We start from the raw sequence: 17,291 nt of genomic DNA, 5'->3' as shown, positions 1-17,291 counted from the left end.
CCGGCTCAAAATACCGCAGGCTACGAAATAGGCAAACGGTTCAATATCTGTGCAATCAATTGTTTCGTTGGGTGTGTGGGCACAGGACGTGCCTGTTGAAAGGGCGTTTGGACCAGGGAAGTGGCATGGAAGTACTGACCAACGCTGAGATGCAGCGGGCTGACCAGCTCAGCATTGCGGCAGGCACGCCCGGCTTCAAGCTGATGCTGGGCGCGGGCCAGGCGGTTGCGGAGGCCGCCAATGCGCTGGTGGAGGAGGGGCCGATCCTGATCGTCGCCGGTCCCGGTAACAATGGCGGCGACGGTTTTGTCGCAGCCGCCGAGCTCGCTGCGCAAGGGCGCGAGGTCTCGGTCATCCTGATGTGCGAGCGCGACCAGCTCCAGGGCGATGCGGCCTCGGCTGCGCGCGGCTGGAAGCATCCGGTGCTGCCGTTCAATCCGCAGGCGATCGGAAAGCCGGCGCTGATCATCGATGCATTGTTCGGCGCCGGCCTCAGCCGCCCTGTTGACGGCGAGGCGCGCGCGATGATCGAGGCCATCAACGCTAATGGCGCGCCCGTGCTTGCAGTCGATCTGCCGAGCGGCATCAACGGCACCAGCGCTGCGGTGATGGGCGTCGCGGTGAACGCGACCGAGACCGTCACCTTCTTTCGCAAGAAGCCCGCGCATCTCCTGTTGCCCGGCCGCATGCATTGCGGTCGCGTCCGCGTTGCCGATATCGGGATCGACGCGCAGGTGCTCGACGAGATCACGCCGAAGATTTTTGAGAACGATCCGGATTTCTGGGGCGCCGCTTTCCCGGTGCCGCGTATTGATGGCCACAAATATGCGCGCGGCCACGTGCTTGCGGTATCGGGCGATGCCGCTGCGACCGGCGCGGCACGGCTTGCTGCCCGAGCGAGCTTGCGCGCCGGCGCGGGCCTGGTGACGCTCGCGACCCCGCGCGATGCGCTTGCGATCAACGCAAGTGCGCTGACAGCCGTGATGGTTCGCCCCGTGGACACCGCGATCGAGTTCGGCGAGCTGCTTGGAGACATCAGGTACAACACCTGCATGATCGGGCCCGGCGCGGGTGTTGGCGAGCGCACCTGCGACATGGTCCACATCGCGCTCACCGCGCAGCGGCATCTGGTGCTCGACGCTGACGCGCTGACGAGCTTTGCCGCAAAGCCGGAGCGGCTATTTGAATCGATCAAGTCGTCGCCGGACACAGCCGTGGTGCTGACCCCACACGAGGGCGAGTTTCCGCGGCTGTTCTCCGATCTCAGCAACAAGACTCCTGGCCGCTCGAAGCTCGAGCGCGTGCGTGCTGCCGCTGAACGCTCCGCCGCCGTCGTTCTGCTGAAGGGCCCCGACACCACCATCGCCGCGCCCGACGGCCGCGCCACCATCGCCGCCAACGCGCCGCCCTGGCTCGCCACCGCCGGCGCCGGCGACGTGCTCTCGGGCATCATCGCAGGGCTCCTGGCGCAGGGCGTACCGGCCTTCGAGGCCGCCAGCATCGGGGTGTGGATGCACGGTGAAGCGGCCAGCGAAGCAGGGCCGGGACTGATCGCGGAAGATCTCACCGAGACCCTGCCGGCCGTGCACCGGCGGATCTATAACGCGCTCGGGATCGAGTATTGATGCTGAGACCGCTTGCGCTCACCGATATGGGCGCCGCGGCGCAAGTCCATCGGATCGCGTTCGATCACGCAATGCCATGGCTCGTCGGGCTGCGCCCGCCGGATCAAGACCGCTGGTTCTATCGCGAGCTGGTTTTCCCGGCCTGCCGCGTGTGGGGACATTTCGACGGCGATCAGCTCTGCGGGATCATCGCCTTTCGCGACGGCTGGATCGAGCAGCTCTACGTCCACCCCGCCGCACACGGCCGCGGCATCGGCACCGAACTCCTCAACGTCGCCAAAGCCGCCAGCGAACAGCTTGAGCTTTGGACCTTCCAGCGCAACGCACCGGCGCGGCGCTTCTATGAGGCGCGCGGGTTCACGCTGGTTGAGCAGACCGATGGAATGCGGAACGAGGAGAAAGAGCCAGACGCGCGGTACGTTTGGTCGCGGTCGGGCCGATAGCTCACTCCACCCCGTACCAGCGCACCAGCCGCGGTGCGGACCAATCGGTCACGACGGATTCGATCAGCCAGCGCCCCGGCGAGGTTGCGGCAAAGGCAATGCGCTCGGTCTGGCCGGGCTCGATGGCGAGCGTGTCGAGCCAGTAGGGCTTCCAGCCGTCGTCGAGCTTGTCGAGCAGGCGGAAATGGTGGCCGTGCAGAGAGAAGACGTTGGCAACGGGGGCCGGGTTCTTCAAGGCGAGCATGACGGTGCGGCCGGCTTTGGTGCGGAAGGCGGGGTCAGAGGCGGTGGAAAAGTTGGCAGTCCGCGCCCATCCGGTTTCGGGTGCGCCGAGCACGACATCCAGCCGCAGGGCTCCTTTGAGGTCGAGCCTTTCGGGCAAATCGTTCGAGGGCAGCGGCCGCGGCGGCAGGAGAGGCGCGCGCCGCTCCAGCCAGCCGGTGACCATGAGGGCCCCAATCCGGCGCGCCTCCTTGCCATCGTGTAAAAGGAATTGGGCCGATCTGGCCGTATCCACAAAAGCATCGGCCCTTGCGCCGGGAGCTAGCACGAGGGCGCCGTTGCGTGCCGGGAATGGTTCGGCCGGCTGGCCGTCCAGGGCCATGACCCGGACTTCGTGACCCTCCAATTTGATCGCCAGAACAGAGCGTTGCGAGCCATTGATAAATCGCAGCCGCAGTCGCTCGTTGCCGGAGGCTGAGAGTTCGAATGAAGTCTGCCCGTTGATCGTATAGAGCGCCGTGGTGTCCTTCGGATCCTGGCCCGGCGGGACGGCGCTGCCGTCCTGCCTCAGGCGCCATTCCTCGATCAGCAGGACCTCGTCGCGATCAACGGCGACGAGCCCTGTCTCCTCAGCGATGATCGGAAGCGGCCGCGCGGGCTGCTTCAGTCTGTCTTCGAACAGCCGGAAGTCAGTCAGCAGGGTTCCCGCTGATAATACTGAAATCGTTGATGTTTCCGTGGTCCCCGGAGCTGTGGGCGCGCGCCCCCGTTGGGGGTCGGCCACGGCTGCGCCGTTCAGGCCGTACCAGGCCGGCGCAAGCGGCACAGGCAGGTCGTTACGAAACACCACTTCGCAGAGGTCGCCGCGCCTGAGATGGACGCCCCTGGTGTGGCTTGCGGCAGCAAGCTCCCAGATCGCTGTAGTCGGCTGACCCGGTCTCAGATCCAGAGTTGCGGGTCTGGCCTGGAGAAGGACCTGGGCGGTGGGGAGCGGGGCTGCGCCACCGGCCAGGAACCCGGCCGCCGGGGCTCCGAGCGAGGCTGCCAGCCCCGCCAGAACCTGACGCCGATCAGGGGCAAGAATCCGCGGTTTCATGGCTGGATCCGGATCACGCCGCGCTGGATAAGTCCAGCCATCGTACCTACTTGAGGGCTGCCTCCATCAGGCCATTTTTTTGCTGCGAACAGTCGGGCACATGCTATAAGCCCGGCCGCCCGCGGCATCGCGGCCGGTGTTGATGCAAATTCACGCGGGCGTGGCGGAACTGGTAGACGCGCTGGATTTAGGTTCCAGTGACGAAAGTTGTGGGGGTTCGAGTCCCTCCGCCCGCACCAAGCGCTTATCGCGTTTGCACGGATTACTGAGGGGCCTTGGCTCCCGTTCGGAAGTTTTTCCGTCTGGGGCCGGGCTCGATGAACCACCGGCGTTGAGGCGTTTGCCTCGCGCTGGATCGATTAATGACAGCGTCCCGACGCGGTTAGCGTGCCGGGGCCGAACGAGAAGAAGATTGGACGCCATGCAGGTCACAGAAACCCTCTCGGAAGGTTTGAAGCACGAGTTCAAGATCAGCGTTCCCGCGTCTGATCTCGACGCCAAGGCTGGCGCCAAGCTCGTCGACCTCAAGGACAAGGTACGCCTCAACGGCTTCCGTCCCGGCAAGGTGCCGGTCACTCACCTCAAGAAGGTCTATGGCCGCTCGGTGATGGCCGAGACCATCGACCAGACCATCCGCGACACCAACACCCAGCTGTTCTCCGAGCGCGGCTTCAAGCTCGCGACCGAGCCGAAGATCACGATGCCGACCGAGAAGGCCGAGGTCGAGGAGCTGCTGAACGGCAAGACCGATCTGACCTACACGGTTGCGATCGAAGTGGTGCCTGCCATCGCGCTCGCCGACTTCAAGAGCTTCCAGGTCGAGAAGCCCGTCGCCGACGTGTCCGATTCGGACGTCGACGAGGCGATCAAGCGCATCGCTGACAGCAACCGCACCTATGCCGCCAAGGCCGAGGGCGAGAAGGCCGCGTCCGGCGACCGCGTCACCATCAACTTCAAGGGCACCATCAACGGCGAAGCCTTCGAGGGCGGCACCGGTGAGGGCATCCAGGTCGTGATCGGCTCCAACAGCTTCATTCCGGGCTTCGAGGAGCAGCTGATCGGCATTGGGGCGAATGAGACGCGCACGCTGAAGGTCTCGTTTCCCAAGAATTACATGAGCGAGATGCTCGCCGGCCAGCCGGCCGAGTTCGAGACCACCGCGACGCTGATCGAAGCGCCGCAGGACATCACCGTCGACGACGAGTTCGCCAAGACGCTCGGCCTGGAATCGCTGGAGAAGCTGAAGGAAGCCGCGCGCGAGCGCCTGGCTGCCGAGTTCGCCGGTGCGACGCGCCAGCGCGTCAAGCGTGCGCTGCTCGATCGTCTCGATGAGGCGCATCGCTTCGAGGCGCCGTCCTCGCTCGTCGAGGAGGAGTTCAACCTGATGTGGAACTCGGTCAAGGCCGAGATGGATTCCGCCGGCAAGACTTTCGCCGACGAGAACACCACTGAAGAGGCCGCCAAGGAAGAGTACCGCAAGATCGCCGACCGCCGTGTCCGTCTCGGCCTCGTGCTCTCGGAGATCGGCGAGAAGAACAAGATTACCGTCACCGACGACGAAGTCGGCCGCGCGGTGATCGAGCGGGCGCGCCAGATGCCGGGCCGCGAGAAGGAAGTCTGGGACTTCTATCGCAACAATGCCCAGGCCTTGGCCCAGCTTCGCGCACCGATCTATGAGGACAAGGTCGTCGACTTCATCCTCGAGCTTGCCAACGTGACCGAGAAGAAGGTCTCGCGCGAGGACCTGTACAAGGACGACGAGGAAAAGACTGCAGCCTGAAGGCTTTGACACAGTCTTCTATTAAGGATGATCAGCGAACGGGCCCAGCTAGCCAGATGGCCGGCTGGGCCTTTTTGCGAGAATCAGCTTCAAGTGCCGCAAAGGGCTCGGTGGATTAAGCCTTAATTCGCTCCGCACTTGTCTGGCGCGAATTGCGCTATATCTGTCGGTACCTACGCGTTCTACCTCTACCAACTTCCTGCATCACGGGACGTCCATCGGCCTTCAGGCACATCCAGTCCGACCGGCAGCCAGGACGGCAGCCAGGACTGCAGCCAGGACTGGCGATGTCCGTCTCTAAAACCCTAGGTGACTCATGCGCGATCCGGTTGAAACCTACATGAACCTCGTGCCCATGGTGGTCGAGCAGACCAACCGTGGCGAGCGCGCCTACGACATTTTCTCGCGCCTGTTGAAAGAGCGCATCATCTTCGTGACCGGACCGGTCGAGGACGGCATGTCGACGTTGATCGTCGCGCAGCTGTTGTTCCTTGAGGCGGAAAATCCGAAGAAGGAAATCTCGATGTACATCAACTCGCCGGGCGGCGTGGTGACATCGGGCCTTGCAATCTATGACACCATGCAATTCATCCGCCCGCCGGTCTCGACGCTGTGCACCGGCCAGGCGGCTTCGATGGGTTCCCTGCTGCTCGCCGCCGGCGAGAAGGACATGCGCTTCTCGCTGCCGAACGCGCGCATCATGGTTCACCAGCCCTCCGGCGGCTTCCAGGGCCAGGCTACCGACATCATGCTGCACGCGCAGGAAATCCTGAACCTGAAGAAGCGGCTCAACGAGATCTACGTGAAGCACACGGGCCAGACCTACAAGTCGATCGAGGATGCGCTGGAACGCGACAAGTTCCTGACCGCGAACGACGCCAAGGAGTTCGGTCTGGTCGACAAGGTCATCGACAAGCGCGCCGAAGAGGCCGCGCCTGTGAAGACCCCGTAGCAGGACCGGGACTGCGACGGCGATCGCCGCAATCAGTGGGGATCGTCAGCGCCGCGTTTATGTCGGGAACGCGTTCGCGAGGGCGCAAAAAGCCGTTTTGCGCCCTGCGACAAGCGGAAAGTTCCGCTTTCGTGCTCGTTTTTTCGTGGTAATCCAGCAACGTCGGGGTGATTTCGGTCACTTCGCCCGTGCCAAGACCTGAAATCACGGTATTGTAACGGGTAGCCGGCGCCCCCCGATTAGCGAATTCTTGATAGTCGGGTGACAGCATGGTTGGCTACGATTGATCGGCTATGATCGCGGAGAATCGAGTGACCCTGATTCGCACGAGATGTAACGCGTAGGGTCTTTTTTGGTACGGAATTTGCTCTATTTGAATCCCTTACCCGCCAACGTTTCGGGATGGGACGATCGAGCGGACGGGATCGAACCGCGGACGGAGACATGAATGAGTAAGGTCGGCACGAGCGACTCCAAGAACACGCTATATTGCTCGTTCTGCGGCAAGAGCCAGCACGAAGTCCGCAAACTGATCGCGGGTCCCACGGTCTTCATCTGCGACGAGTGCGTCGAGCTCTGCATGGACATCATCCGCGAAGAGAACAAGTCTTCGCTGGTCAAGTCGCGCGACGGCATTCCGACGCCGAAGGAAATCTGCAAGGTGCTGGATGACTACGTCATCGGGCAGAGCCATGCGAAGAAGGTCCTGTCGGTCGCGGTGCACAACCACTACAAGCGCCTCAATCACCAGACCAAGCACAACGACGTCGAGCTCGCGAAGTCGAACATCCTGCTGATCGGTCCGACCGGCTCGGGCAAGACGCTGCTCGCCCAGACGCTCGCCCGCATCCTGGACGTGCCGTTCACCATGGCGGATGCGACCACGCTGACCGAGGCCGGCTATGTCGGTGAGGACGTCGAGAACATCATCCTGAAGCTGCTCCAGGCTGCCGACTACAATGTCGAGCGCGCTCAGCGCGGCATCGTCTACATCGACGAAATCGACAAGATCAGTCGCAAGTCCGACAATCCCTCGATCACGCGCGACGTGTCGGGTGAGGGCGTGCAGCAGGCGCTGCTGAAGATCATGGAAGGCACGGTGGCCTCGGTCCCGCCGCAGGGCGGCCGCAAGCATCCCCAGCAGGAATTCCTGCAGGTGGACACCACCAACATCCTGTTCATCTGCGGCGGTGCGTTCGCCGGCCTCGAGAAGATCATCTCGGCGCGTGGCCGGTCCACCTCGATCGGTTTCGCCGCCCAGGTGATGGCGCCGGAAGACCGCCGGACCGGCGAGATCTTCCGTCACGTCGAGCCTGAGGATCTCTTGAAGTACGGGCTCATCCCCGAATTCGTCGGTCGTCTGCCCGTCGTGGCGACGCTCGAGGATCTGGACGAGACCTCGCTGAAGAAGATCCTCACCGAGCCGAAGAACGCGCTGGTGAAACAGTACCAGCGGCTGTTCGAGATGGAGAACATCGAGCTGACCTTCGCCGACGAGGCGCTTGGCGCGGTCGCCCGCAAGGCGATCGAGCGCAAGACCGGCGCGCGTGGTCTGCGTTCGATCCTCGAAGCGATCCTGCTCGAGACCATGTTCGACCTGCCGGGCCTGGAAGGTGTGGAAGAAGTCGTGATTTCCCGCGAAGTTGTGGAAGGCACGGCGCGTCCGCTCTACATCTACGCCGATCGGACCGATCGCGCGGTCGAGAACGCCAGCGCCTGATTTCCCGGCGCTGGAACGCTTCCTGCCGTGTTTGATAGTAGCGGCTGCGGACATCTTCTCCGCAGCCGGAATTGCGTCGCTTGCAGGTTGCGTAAGCGCCTGATGGCGCGTGTTTTTCAATGACTTGACACCCCCCCGGTCGATAGCCACCTAATGTCCGCGGCGAGCGAGAATTCTGTTCAAGATTCGCCTCAGTTTCGATCCGGCAAGCCCGGTCCAACCTAAGAAGGGTAGACCGGGTTCGTGGATCATCTCGGCACCTTGTGGCGGTTGCGCACCAGATGCGGGCTGCGTGCGAGGGGGCAAAGCAAAAGGAAAAGGCCATGACTAATCCAAAACCCCGGCCAACCATCGTCCATGGCGAGACGCACGCTTATCCCGTGTTGCCGCTGCGCGATATCGTCGTCTTCCCGCACATGATCGTTCCGCTCTTCGTTGGTCGCGAGAAGTCGATCCGCGCGCTCGAAGAGGTGATGAAGAACGACGCGCTGATCATGCTCGCGACGCAGAAGAACGCGTCCGACGATGATCCGGCGCCCGATGCCATTTACGAGACCGGTACGCTTGCCAGCGTGCTGCAGCTCTTGAAGCTCCCTGATGGCACCGTGAAGGTGCTGGTCGAGGGGCTCGAGCGCGCACGCGTGTCAAAATACACCGATCGCGCCGACTATTATGAGGCCACCGCCGTTGCGCTCGCCGACACCGATGCGAAGTCGGTCGAGGCGGAAGCGCTGGCGCGCTCCGTCGTGTCCGACTTCGAGAGCTATGTGAAGCTCAACAAGAAGATCTCGGCGGAGGTCGTCGGCGTCGTGCAGGCGATCACCGATTTCGCCAAGCTCGCCGACACCGTTGCCTCGCATCTTGCGGTCAAGATCGCGGATCGGCAGGGCATCCTGGAGACGCTGTCCGTCACCACGCGCCTGGAGAAGGTGCTGGGCCTGATGGAGAGCGAGATCTCTGTGCTGCAGGTCGAGAAGCGCATCCGCTCACGCGTCAAGCGCCAGATGGAGAAGACCCAGCGCGAGTATTATCTCAACGAGCAGATGAAGGCGATCCAGAAGGAGCTCGGCGACGACGACGGTCGCGACGAGCTCGCCGATCTCGAAGAGAAGATCGCCAAGACCAAGCTCTCCAAGGAAGCGCGCGACAAGGCGCAGCATGAATTGAAGAAGCTGCGCCAGATGTCGCCGATGTCCGCGGAAGCGACCGTTGTGCGCAATTATCTGGATTGGCTGCTGTCGATCCCGTGGAACAAGAAGTCCAAGGTGAAGAAGGACCTGGAGCAGGCGCAGGCCATCCTGGACTCCGATCACTACGGTCTCGAGAAGGTCAAGGAACGTATCGTCGAGTATCTCGCGGTGCAGTCGCGCGCCAACAAGCTGACCGGGCCGATCCTGTGCCTCGTCGGACCTCCCGGCGTCGGCAAGACCTCGCTCGGCAAGTCGATCGCGAAGGCGACGGGGCGCGAGTTCGTGCGCGTGTCGCTCGGCGGCGTGCGCGACGAAGCCGAGATCCGCGGTCACCGCCGCACCTATATCGGCTCGATGCCCGGCAAGATCATCCAGTCGATGCGGAAGGCGAAGTCCTCCAATCCGCTGTTTCTGCTGGACGAGATCGACAAGATGGGCGCCGACTTCCGCGGCGATCCGTCCTCGGCCTTGCTGGAGGTGCTCGACCCCGAGCAGAACGGGACGTTTGCCGACCACTATCTGGAGGTTGACTACGATCTGTCGAACGTCATGTTCATCACGACCGCGAATACGCTCAATATTCCCGGCCCGCTGATGGATCGCATGGAGATCATCCGGATCGCGGGCTACACCGAGAACGAGAAGGTCGAGATCGCGCGCAAGCACCTGATCCCGAACGCGGTGTCCAAGCATGGCCTGGACTCCAAGGAATTCTCGATCGACGACGATGCGTTGCTGCTTCTGATCCGTCGCTACACCCGCGAAGCGGGCGTGCGCAATCTGGAGCGTGAGCTCTCCACGCTCGCCCGCAAGGCGGTGAAGGAGCTGATGATCTCCAAGAAGAAGTCGGTCAAGGTCACCGAGAAGACTCTGGAAGAGCTCCTCGGCGTGCCGAAGTACCGCTTCGGCGAGATCGAGAGCGAGGCGCAGGTCGGTATCGTGACAGGCCTGGCGTGGACCGATGTCGGCGGCGAGCTCTTGACCATCGAAGGCGTCATGATGCCCGGCAAGGGCAAGATGACGGTCACCGGAAACTTGCGCGACGTCATGAAGGAATCGATCTCGGCGGCGGCATCCTATGTCCGCTCGCGGGCGATCAACTACGGCGTCGAGCCGCCGCTGTTCGACCGGCGCGACATCCACGTGCATGTGCCCGAGGGTGCGACGCCGAAGGACGGTCCATCGGCGGGCGTGGCCATGGCCACCGCGATCATCTCGGTCATGACCGGCATCCCGGTCCGCCACGATGTCGCGATGACCGGCGAGATCACGCTGCGCGGCCGCGTGTTGCCGATCGGCGGCCTGAAGGAGAAGCTGCTGGCTGCGGCCCGCGGCGGCATCAAGACGGTGCTGATCCCCGAGGACAACGCCAAGGATCTCACGGAGATTTCCGATGCGATCAAGGGCGGCATGGAGATCATTCCGGTCTCGCGTCTCGACGACGTCATCGCCAAGGCGCTGGTGAAGAAGCCTGTGCCGATCGTCTGGGAAGAGGATACCAAGGTGACCGTGAAGCCCGACGGGGATGAGGCCGCCGGCGGCCTGACCGCTCACTGAGATCGCAACTTCAAAAACATGATAAAACGGCGCCTTCGGGCGCCGTTTTTATTGTGGGGGAAGGGGATGGTGATGCAGGTCGACGGGCAGTGCCACTGCGGCAAGATCAGCTATGAGGCCGAGATCGATCCCGAGGCGGTGTCAGTCTGCCACTGCACCGACTGCCAGACCCTCACGGGCTCGCCGTTCCGGGTGACAGCCGTCTGCACAGCGGCCGATGTCAAGCTCACCAGCGGCGCGCCCAAGGTCTACGGCAAGCGCGGTGACAATGGACGGATGCGCTTCCAGCACTTCTGTGCCGATTGCGGTTCCCCGCTGTTCACCAGCGGCGAGGGCGACCAGGCCGACGATTGGGGCATCCGCTGGGGCTCGATCCGCCAGCGCGACAAATTGCGCCCCGTCAGGCAGATCTGGTGCCGGTCGGCTGCGGTGTGGATCGACGCGGTGCCACTGCTGCCGGGCCGGCCGGGGGATTGAGGGGCCGGCTTGCCGAGCCGTAGCGTAGCTTGCGGCCCAAAGCCCGCCTTCGCCCAACGGCTTCGGCGCGGCAGCCTTCACTCGCTTCGCGTCAATGAAGTTCCTGGCTGGCCTGCCTAGCCGAAGCTCGCGAAGCGAGCGAAGGCTGGTGGGCGGTCACGGATTCGAACCGCGGACCCTCTCGGTGTAAACGAGATGCTCTAACCAGCTGAGCTAACCGCCCCACGGCGCCTCTTTAGCGCTCCACCGGGTCTCGGAGCAAGAGGTGGCCTTGTCATAAAACGGGCCCCTTTGCCCCCTGAACGGCGGCCGTCGTGGTATGACCCCGCCCTAGAGAACGGCAGAGGCCCCAATGCAGCAACCGAGCGGACACGAACAAAACGCCGACCAGATCGCTTACTGGAACGGTCCCGGCGGGCAGCGCTGGGCCGATCGCCATGCGGCGCAAGAAAACCTCCTCGGACCTATCGCGGATGTCCTGATCGACCGCGCCAAGCCCAGGCCGGGCGAGCGCGTTCTCGACGTTGGCTGCGGCTCGGGGGCGACGACCTTTGCATTCGCGAAAGCGGTCGCACCTGACGGCTTCGCCCTTGGCCTCGACGTGTCCGATCCGATGCTGTCGCAAGCGCGGGCGTTCGCGCCGAAGGGCCTGCCGCTCGATTTCGTGCTGGCGGATGCGACGGTGTATCCGTTCGAGCCTGGGAGCTTTGATCTGCTCGCCTCGCGCTTCGGCGTGATGTTCTTTGCCGATCCGATTGCGTCCTTCACCAATCTTCGCCGGGCGCTCAAGCCGACGGGACGGCTCGCCTTCGTCTGCTGGCGCGAGCCGAAGGAAAATCCGTGGATGATGGCGCCGCTGATGGCGGTCTACAAGCACGTGCCGAAGATGCCGCCGGTCGGGCCGGAGGAGCCGGGCCCCTTCGCGTTTGCTTCCGAGGAGCGCGTGATGCGCATCCTCAAGGGCGCCGGTTTCGCGGACGTGGCGATGGAGCCGCATAATCTGCCGATGGACATCGCCATCGGCGGCGGGCTCGATGCGGCCGTCGACGGCTCGCTGCAGATCGGTCCCGCAAGCCGCGCGCTGCAGGGCCATCCGCCCGAGACGGTCGCGGCGGCCAAGGCCTCGATCCGCGAGACGCTCGCGCCGTTCGTGAAGGGGCAGAACGTGGCGCTGCCGGGCGCGATCTGGATCGTGACGGCGAGGGTGGGGTAGGCCCGTCGCGGCTTGCGTCTCATTCAGACCCGTCATCCCCGCGCAATGGCAAGCCATTGTCGCTGGAGGTGCGAGCGGCGCGATGCTCGGCATCGCGCCGGGAGCCTCGAAGGAGGAACGGCCGGGATGCAGCCGGGCCGTCGCCCTTCGAGGGCCGCTGAAGAAGCGGCCACCTCAGGGTTACGGCGAGAGATATGCTCTCTCAAACGGTGATCTCACACCACATCGTCCGGCGCCAGCGCGCAGCCATTGTCCGGATGGGTCTCGACTTGAAGGGTGGTGTGACCGATGCGGAAGGTCGTCTTGAGCTGGTGCGCGGTCTCCATCAGGAACGCATCGGCGGTGCCTGATGGCATCACGAGATGACATGTCAGCGCGGTCTCGGTGGTGGAGATCGGCCAGACATGGAGATCGTGGATCGCCGAGACGCCCGGTCGCGCCAGCAAGAATGTCTTGATCGCAACGAGGTCGGTGCCTCTGGGCGCGGCCGCCATTGACATGTCGATGGAGCCGCGCAGCAGGCTCGTCGTGCCCCATAGGATGCTGGCGCAGATCGCGAGGCTGGTGACGGGGTCAAGCCAGAGCCAACCGGTCCAGATGATCAATGCCGCCGAGACCACGACGCCGAGCGAGACCGCGGCGTCGGCAGCCATGTGCAGATAGGCGCCCTCGATGTTGATGTCGTCCTTGCGGCCGCTCGCAAACAGCATGGCGGTAAAGCCGTTGATGAGGATGCCGATGCCGGCGACCACCATCACGGTGACGCCTGCGATGGGCTCCGGCTCGCGCAGTCGCAGGATCGCCTCCCAGCCAATAGCGCCGGTGGCGACCAGCAGGAACACCGCGTTGGCCAGCGCCGCCAGAATCGTGGAGGCGCGGAAGCCGTAGGTGAAGCGGCCGCTCGGCGCGCGCTTCGCCGCGACCGAGGCGCCCCAGGCCACGACCAGGCCGAGCACGTCGGACAGATTGTGGCCGGCATCGGCGAGCAGGGCGGTGGAATTGCCGATATAGCCATAGACCGCCTCCGCCACGACCAGCGCGGTGTTGAGCGCGATGCCGATCGCGAACGCCTTGCCGAAATTGGCGGGCGCATGGACATGGGCGTGACCATGACCGTGGGAATGGTCATGGCCATGATGATGCGCGTGGCCGTGGTCATGATGGTGATGACCATGATGGTCGTGGCTACCCAAACCTGGCGCTCCCCCGCATCAGCCAAATCAGCCGCCATTGTAGGCGTTTCGCTCGTGCCGTCACGCCGGAACAACAGGTCAAGCGCCGGCAGCGCCAGCTCGTTGGCGCTATCGGGGGCCCCATCTTCGGAACTTGATGTCGCACAGCCAAACGAAAAGGCCCCAGCCCGGGGCTGACCGGCTGAGGCCTCGTGTGCTCACAATCTTCATCCGTTGGGACTTGCAGAGACAATTCAGGTCTCGTCAATTCGTTCCGGCAGCCTGCAAAATTTAGGAACGTTCTCCGCTCCCCCTCATTAGCGCCCAGAGCGTTTGAGGAGGATGGGATTATGGACGGACTGATCTATCTGATTGGCCTGATCGTCGTGATCATGGCGATCTTGTCGTTCTTCGGCCTGCGCTGAGAGACCCGCTATGGCGATCGAAACTCTTGTGCAGGACAACGTCATGGAAGGCGGCTTTATCACCGCCGAGGAGGGGCGGAGCATCCAGTGGAGCTCCGTCCTCGCCGGCGCTTTTGCGGCGGGCGCAATGTCATTCATTCTGGTCAGCTTCGGCGTGGCCATGGGCCTCGGTGTCAGCTCGGCCTCGCCGACCTGGCGCGATGCCTCGGCCGCGCTGGCGCTGTTATCAGGACTGTATCTGATCATCCAGGCGATCATCAGTTTTGGCTTCGGCGGCTATATCGCCGGCCGCACGGCTCGGCCGGCACCGGCGCTGGCAACCATCGAGGATGACGGCGAACGGCGCGACGGGCTGCATGGGCTGACGTCATGGGCGTTGGCCGTGCTGATCGGTGCGGCGCTGCTGGCAATTATCGGTGCGGCTGCGCTCGACCGTTCGCCGACGCGCAGCGGCGCCGGCAACGCGAGCTCCGCCGAGCCGCTGCTCAGCTACGAGCTCGACAAGCTGTTCCGCGCCCCACGCCGACCTCCTAACACTGATATGCGGGAAGCCCGTGCCGAAGCCGGGCGCATTCTGATGACCACATCGAGCCACAGCGGTATCAGCGTCGACGACCGTGCTTATCTGGTGCAGCAAGTCGCCGCGCTGACGGGATTGGGTGCGCCGGACGCCGAGAGGCGCGTCGATGCATCGATCGTCGAGTCCCATGCGGCGATCAACCGTGCCAGGCGCAATTCGGTGATCGTCGCTTTCTCGGTCGCGACGGCCGCCCTGATCGGCGCCGCCGTGGCCTGGGCCGCGGCCGTCGCCGGTGGGCGGCACCGCGATGGCGAGCCGCTGCCGAGCTGGATGGCAAGCTCCAACCGCTTCCATCGCGGCCGGCGCGCCATGACGATGCCGTAAGGAGAAGGCTTAAGCCTTCTCCTCCCAGATCATCGCCAGATGCACGATGGTCTGCACCGCCTTCTCCATATCCTGCCGGCTCACCCATTCGAGCCGCGAGTGGAAGGCGTGCTCGCCCGCGAAGATATTGGGGCAGGGCAGGCCCATGAAGGAGAGGCGCGAGCCGTCGGTGCCGCCGCGGATCGCGGTCCGCATCGGACGCAGGCCGGCCCGGCGGATCGCCTCGATGGCATATTCGAGGATGTGCGGGTAACGATCGATCACCTGCTTCATGTTGCGGTACTGCTCGCGCACCTCGAACTTGTAGGTCGAGCGCGGGTAATCCTTCATCACCTCCTTGACGATGGCCTCGAGCAGGGCCTCCTTTTCCTTCAGCCCTTCCTCGGTGAAGTCGCGGACGATGAAGGAGAGGGTCGCCTGTTCCAGCGCTCCTTCGATGCCGACCGGATGCAGGAAACCCTGCTTGCCTGAGGTGGTCTCGGGCGAGCAGCCTTCTTTGGGCAGGCGCTCGATGATGGCCGCCGCGATCTTGATCGCGTGCTCCATCTTGCCCTTGGCATAACCAGGATGGGCGCTGACGCCCGTGATGGTGATGGTGGCGCCGTCGGCAGAGAACGTCTCGTCCTCGACGCTGCCGGCGCTTTCGCCGTCCATGGTGTAGCCGAAGTCGGCGCCAAGCTTGTTGATGTCGACATTGTCGACGCCGCGGCCGATCTCTTCATCCGGCGTGAACAGGATCCTGATGGCGCCGTGCTTCACATCAGGGTTGTTGATGAAGAAATGCGCGGCATCCATGATCTCGGCGACGCCGGCCTTGTTGTCGGCGCCCAGAAGCGTGGTGCCGTCGGTGGTGATGATGTCGTTGCCGATCTGGTGCTTCAGCGCGGGATGCTCGGTGAAGCGGATCACCTGGCTGGTATCGCCCGGCAGCGTGATGTCGCCGCCGCGATAGTTCTTCACGACCTGCGGCTTTACGTTCTTGCCGGTGACGTCGGGCGAGGTGTCCATGTGTGAGCAGAAACAGATCACCGGCACTTTCTTGGTCGTATTGGCCGGGATTGTTGCGTAGACATAGCCGTAATCGTCGAGATGGGCGTCGGCGATGCCCATGGCCTTCAGCTCTGTCACGAGAACGCGGCCGAGATCCTTTTGCTTCTCGGTCGATGGCGAGGCCGGGGAATTCGGATCCGACTGGGTGTCGATGGTGACGTAGCGCAGGAAGCGCTCGGTCACGGTGTGCGAAAAGGTCAGGGACATTTCTGGTCAAACCGCCGCGGCTGTGGGGGAGCAGATGCTGGGAAGCATCGATATACCAGAAAGCGGCGGCGTTGCGGCGTGCGAGACGCCGGATCAGGCTTAACGAGGCGTAAGCGCTCAGATCGCCTCTTTCAGCTCCTTGACCGGGCGGAACGCGACCTTCTTGCTGGCCTTGATGTGGATGGCTTCGCCCGTGGCCGGATTCCGGCCGGTGCGGGCGGCGCGCTTGCGGACCTGGAGGATGCCGAGCCCGACAATACGGACGCGGTCACCCTTCTTGAGATGCTTGGTGATGAGATTGACCATGTCGGTCAGGACGGCCTCGGCATGCTTCTTGGAGACGTCCTGGCGTTCCGCGATATCGGCTGCAAGGTGTTTGAGGGTGATGGTGACGGGACTAGCTGCCTTCTTCGCCATGCTGTCTGGCCTCCTCGATTGCCAGGGAAGCCCCGGAAAAACCGGAAAAGCGCGGGGATCCCCTAAGTTCCTGGAAGGCGTAGACGATTCGGACGTGGGCTGACTATGCCGAGGGTTCCATCGGCGTGCCGAGAACAGCCGGCGCAGCCGGGAAAGGCGTCGAGAATTTCGAGCTAAGACAATGAAGGGATTGCCAAAAATGGCGCGAGAGACGGGGCTCGAACCCGCGACCTCCGGCGTGACAGGCCGGCGCTCTAACCAACTGAGCTACTCCCGCGTGACGCGATGTCCGCGGAACGAGGGGGGACTTAAAGGCGGGGCTTGGTGAAGTCAAGGACGTTGCGATGCGCCGGAGCATCTCGGCTAAGCATTGCTTGGGAAAACGAAAAAGGCCGCCGGACGGCGGCCTCTGGTCAGCCCGGAATAGGGCGTGTCAGCGAATCTCGGCGGCCCCCGAACTCGTGACCGCCACCGGCTTGCCGGCCTTGATCACATGGGTGGACTGGGCGGTCTGGCTGAATTCGGCATTGGTGCGGGCTGCGATCCCGAAGGCGGCGACTGCGATGCCGGCCACCAGCGCCACCACCACGATCTTCAGGTGGGTACCCCGATCTGCAGAGTGAATTGAGTGGTTCATCGAAGCCTCCCGACGGGCTTTGGCGCCGTCTGCAGGCTGACGTCTTAAGGATCATCTGTTTCCGGATCGTTTCGCGGTTCCGCAAAATGGTTTCATTCTCCCCATTTCGCCGCTTCGCCCTGGGCAGTCTTACCTGCCGCGTAATCGCGCGGGCGCAATCCCTCGTCATGATCGCTTCCATCGTCCGCGAACCATCCGGCAAGG

The 17,291-nt window shown here is 63.7% G+C and carries 14 protein-coding genes and 3 tRNA genes; 10 read left to right on the top strand and 7 right to left on the bottom strand.

Going from position 1 to position 17,291, the window contains the following annotated elements; genetic code table 11:
• Positions 1–125 precede the first annotated feature (125 nt).
• Both XH98_RS31930 and XH98_RS31925 read left to right on the top strand, forming a co-directional pair.
• Positions 126–1,625, top strand: a complete 1,500-nt coding sequence (locus XH98_RS31930) for an NAD(P)H-hydrate dehydratase (RefSeq protein WP_271620979.1) — start codon at positions 126–128, stop codon at positions 1,623–1,625.
• Complete coding sequence (locus tag XH98_RS31925) at positions 1,625–2,068, top strand: GNAT family N-acetyltransferase (protein WP_271620978.1); 444 nt, start codon at positions 1,625–1,627, stop codon at positions 2,066–2,068. The genes XH98_RS31930 and XH98_RS31925 overlap by 1 nt, the downstream gene beginning before the upstream one ends.
• A 1-nt stretch (position 2,069) precedes the next feature.
• Here XH98_RS31925 and XH98_RS31920 read toward each other — a convergent pair whose 3' ends face one another.
• Positions 2,070–3,386 carry a multicopper oxidase family protein gene (locus XH98_RS31920; protein WP_271620977.1) on the bottom strand — a complete coding sequence of 439 codons (1,317 nt, stop codon included), beginning with the start codon at positions 3,384–3,386 and terminating at the stop codon, positions 2,070–2,072.
• 154 nt (positions 3,387–3,540) lie between these two features.
• On the opposite strand from XH98_RS31920, the gene XH98_RS31915 reads away from it, so the two are divergent.
• From XH98_RS31915 to XH98_RS31890, 6 genes are all read left to right on the top strand, one after another.
• Positions 3,541–3,625: transfer RNA gene (locus XH98_RS31915), tRNA-Leu, on the top strand.
• A 182-nt stretch (positions 3,626–3,807) separates the two neighbouring features.
• Positions 3,808–5,166 carry a trigger factor gene (tig, locus tag XH98_RS31910; RefSeq protein ID WP_271620976.1) on the top strand — a complete coding sequence of 453 codons (1,359 nt, stop codon included), beginning with the start codon at positions 3,808–3,810 and terminating at the stop codon, positions 5,164–5,166.
• Between the two features lie 316 nt (positions 5,167–5,482).
• Positions 5,483–6,118, top strand: coding sequence for an ATP-dependent Clp protease proteolytic subunit (locus XH98_RS31905; protein ID WP_271600517.1), 636 nt, complete (start codon positions 5,483–5,485; stop codon positions 6,116–6,118).
• A 448-nt stretch (positions 6,119–6,566) separates the two neighbouring features.
• Positions 6,567–7,838 (top strand): ATP-dependent Clp protease ATP-binding subunit ClpX, encoded by a 1,272-nt coding sequence (gene clpX, locus XH98_RS31900; protein ID WP_018642420.1) that lies wholly within the window; start codon positions 6,567–6,569, stop codon positions 7,836–7,838.
• Between the two features lie 323 nt (positions 7,839–8,161).
• The gene (gene lon / locus XH98_RS31895) at positions 8,162–10,585 is read left to right on the top strand and encodes an endopeptidase La (RefSeq protein ID WP_271600518.1); all 2,424 of its coding nucleotides are present in this window, start codon (positions 8,162–8,164) and stop codon (positions 10,583–10,585) included.
• Positions 10,586–10,657: 72 nt separating this feature from the next.
• A complete protein-coding gene (locus XH98_RS31890; protein ID WP_271621057.1) occupies positions 10,658–11,062 on the top strand; it encodes a GFA family protein in 405 nt (134 codons plus the stop codon).
• A 146-nt stretch (positions 11,063–11,208) separates the two neighbouring features.
• Here the strand turns inward: XH98_RS31890 and XH98_RS31885 are convergent.
• Positions 11,209–11,285 (bottom strand) — tRNA-Val (locus tag XH98_RS31885).
• A gap of 129 nt (positions 11,286–11,414) precedes the next feature.
• On the opposite strand from XH98_RS31885, the gene XH98_RS31880 reads away from it, so the two are divergent.
• Complete coding sequence (locus XH98_RS31880; RefSeq protein WP_271620975.1) at positions 11,415–12,275, top strand: class I SAM-dependent methyltransferase; 861 nt, start codon at positions 11,415–11,417, stop codon at positions 12,273–12,275.
• 215 nt (positions 12,276–12,490) lie between these two features.
• On the opposite strand, the gene XH98_RS31875 is transcribed toward XH98_RS31880, so the two are convergent.
• Positions 12,491–13,468 (bottom strand): cation diffusion facilitator family transporter, encoded by a 978-nt coding sequence (locus XH98_RS31875; RefSeq protein WP_271620974.1) that lies wholly within the window; start codon positions 13,466–13,468, stop codon positions 12,491–12,493.
• A gap of 414 nt (positions 13,469–13,882) precedes the next feature.
• Here XH98_RS31875 and XH98_RS31870 point away from each other — a divergent pair, with 414 nt between their 5' ends.
• Entirely contained in the window at positions 13,883–14,776 is an 894-nt protein-coding gene (locus tag XH98_RS31870) for a hypothetical protein (RefSeq protein ID WP_271600521.1), read from the top strand.
• A 9-nt stretch (positions 14,777–14,785) separates the two neighbouring features.
• Here XH98_RS31870 and pepT read toward each other — a convergent pair whose 3' ends face one another.
• The 4 genes from pepT to XH98_RS31850 all read right to left on the bottom strand — a co-directional run bounded on the left by pepT (position 14,786) and on the right by XH98_RS31850 (position 17,087).
• Positions 14,786–16,033 carry a peptidase T gene (gene pepT, locus XH98_RS31865; RefSeq protein ID WP_057756237.1) on the bottom strand — a complete coding sequence of 416 codons (1,248 nt, stop codon included), beginning with the start codon at positions 16,031–16,033 and terminating at the stop codon, positions 14,786–14,788.
• A 117-nt stretch (positions 16,034–16,150) separates the two neighbouring features.
• Entirely contained in the window at positions 16,151–16,450 is a 300-nt protein-coding gene (locus XH98_RS31860) for an HU family DNA-binding protein (protein ID WP_057756233.1), read from the bottom strand.
• Between the two features lie 200 nt (positions 16,451–16,650).
• Positions 16,651–16,727 (bottom strand) — tRNA-Asp (locus XH98_RS31855).
• 156 nt (positions 16,728–16,883) lie between these two features.
• The gene (locus XH98_RS31850) at positions 16,884–17,087 is read right to left on the bottom strand and encodes a hypothetical protein (RefSeq protein ID WP_057756230.1); all 204 of its coding nucleotides are present in this window, start codon (positions 17,085–17,087) and stop codon (positions 16,884–16,886) included.
• Positions 17,088–17,291: the final 204 nt, after the last annotated feature.

This window comes from Bradyrhizobium sp. CCBAU 51745, assembly GCF_028128715.1.
Lineage (GTDB): Bacteria > Pseudomonadota > Alphaproteobacteria > Rhizobiales > Xanthobacteraceae > Bradyrhizobium > Bradyrhizobium manausense.
Note: the sequence above shows the minus strand (reverse complement) of the source record. Positions and strands in the feature narration are given on the sequence as shown.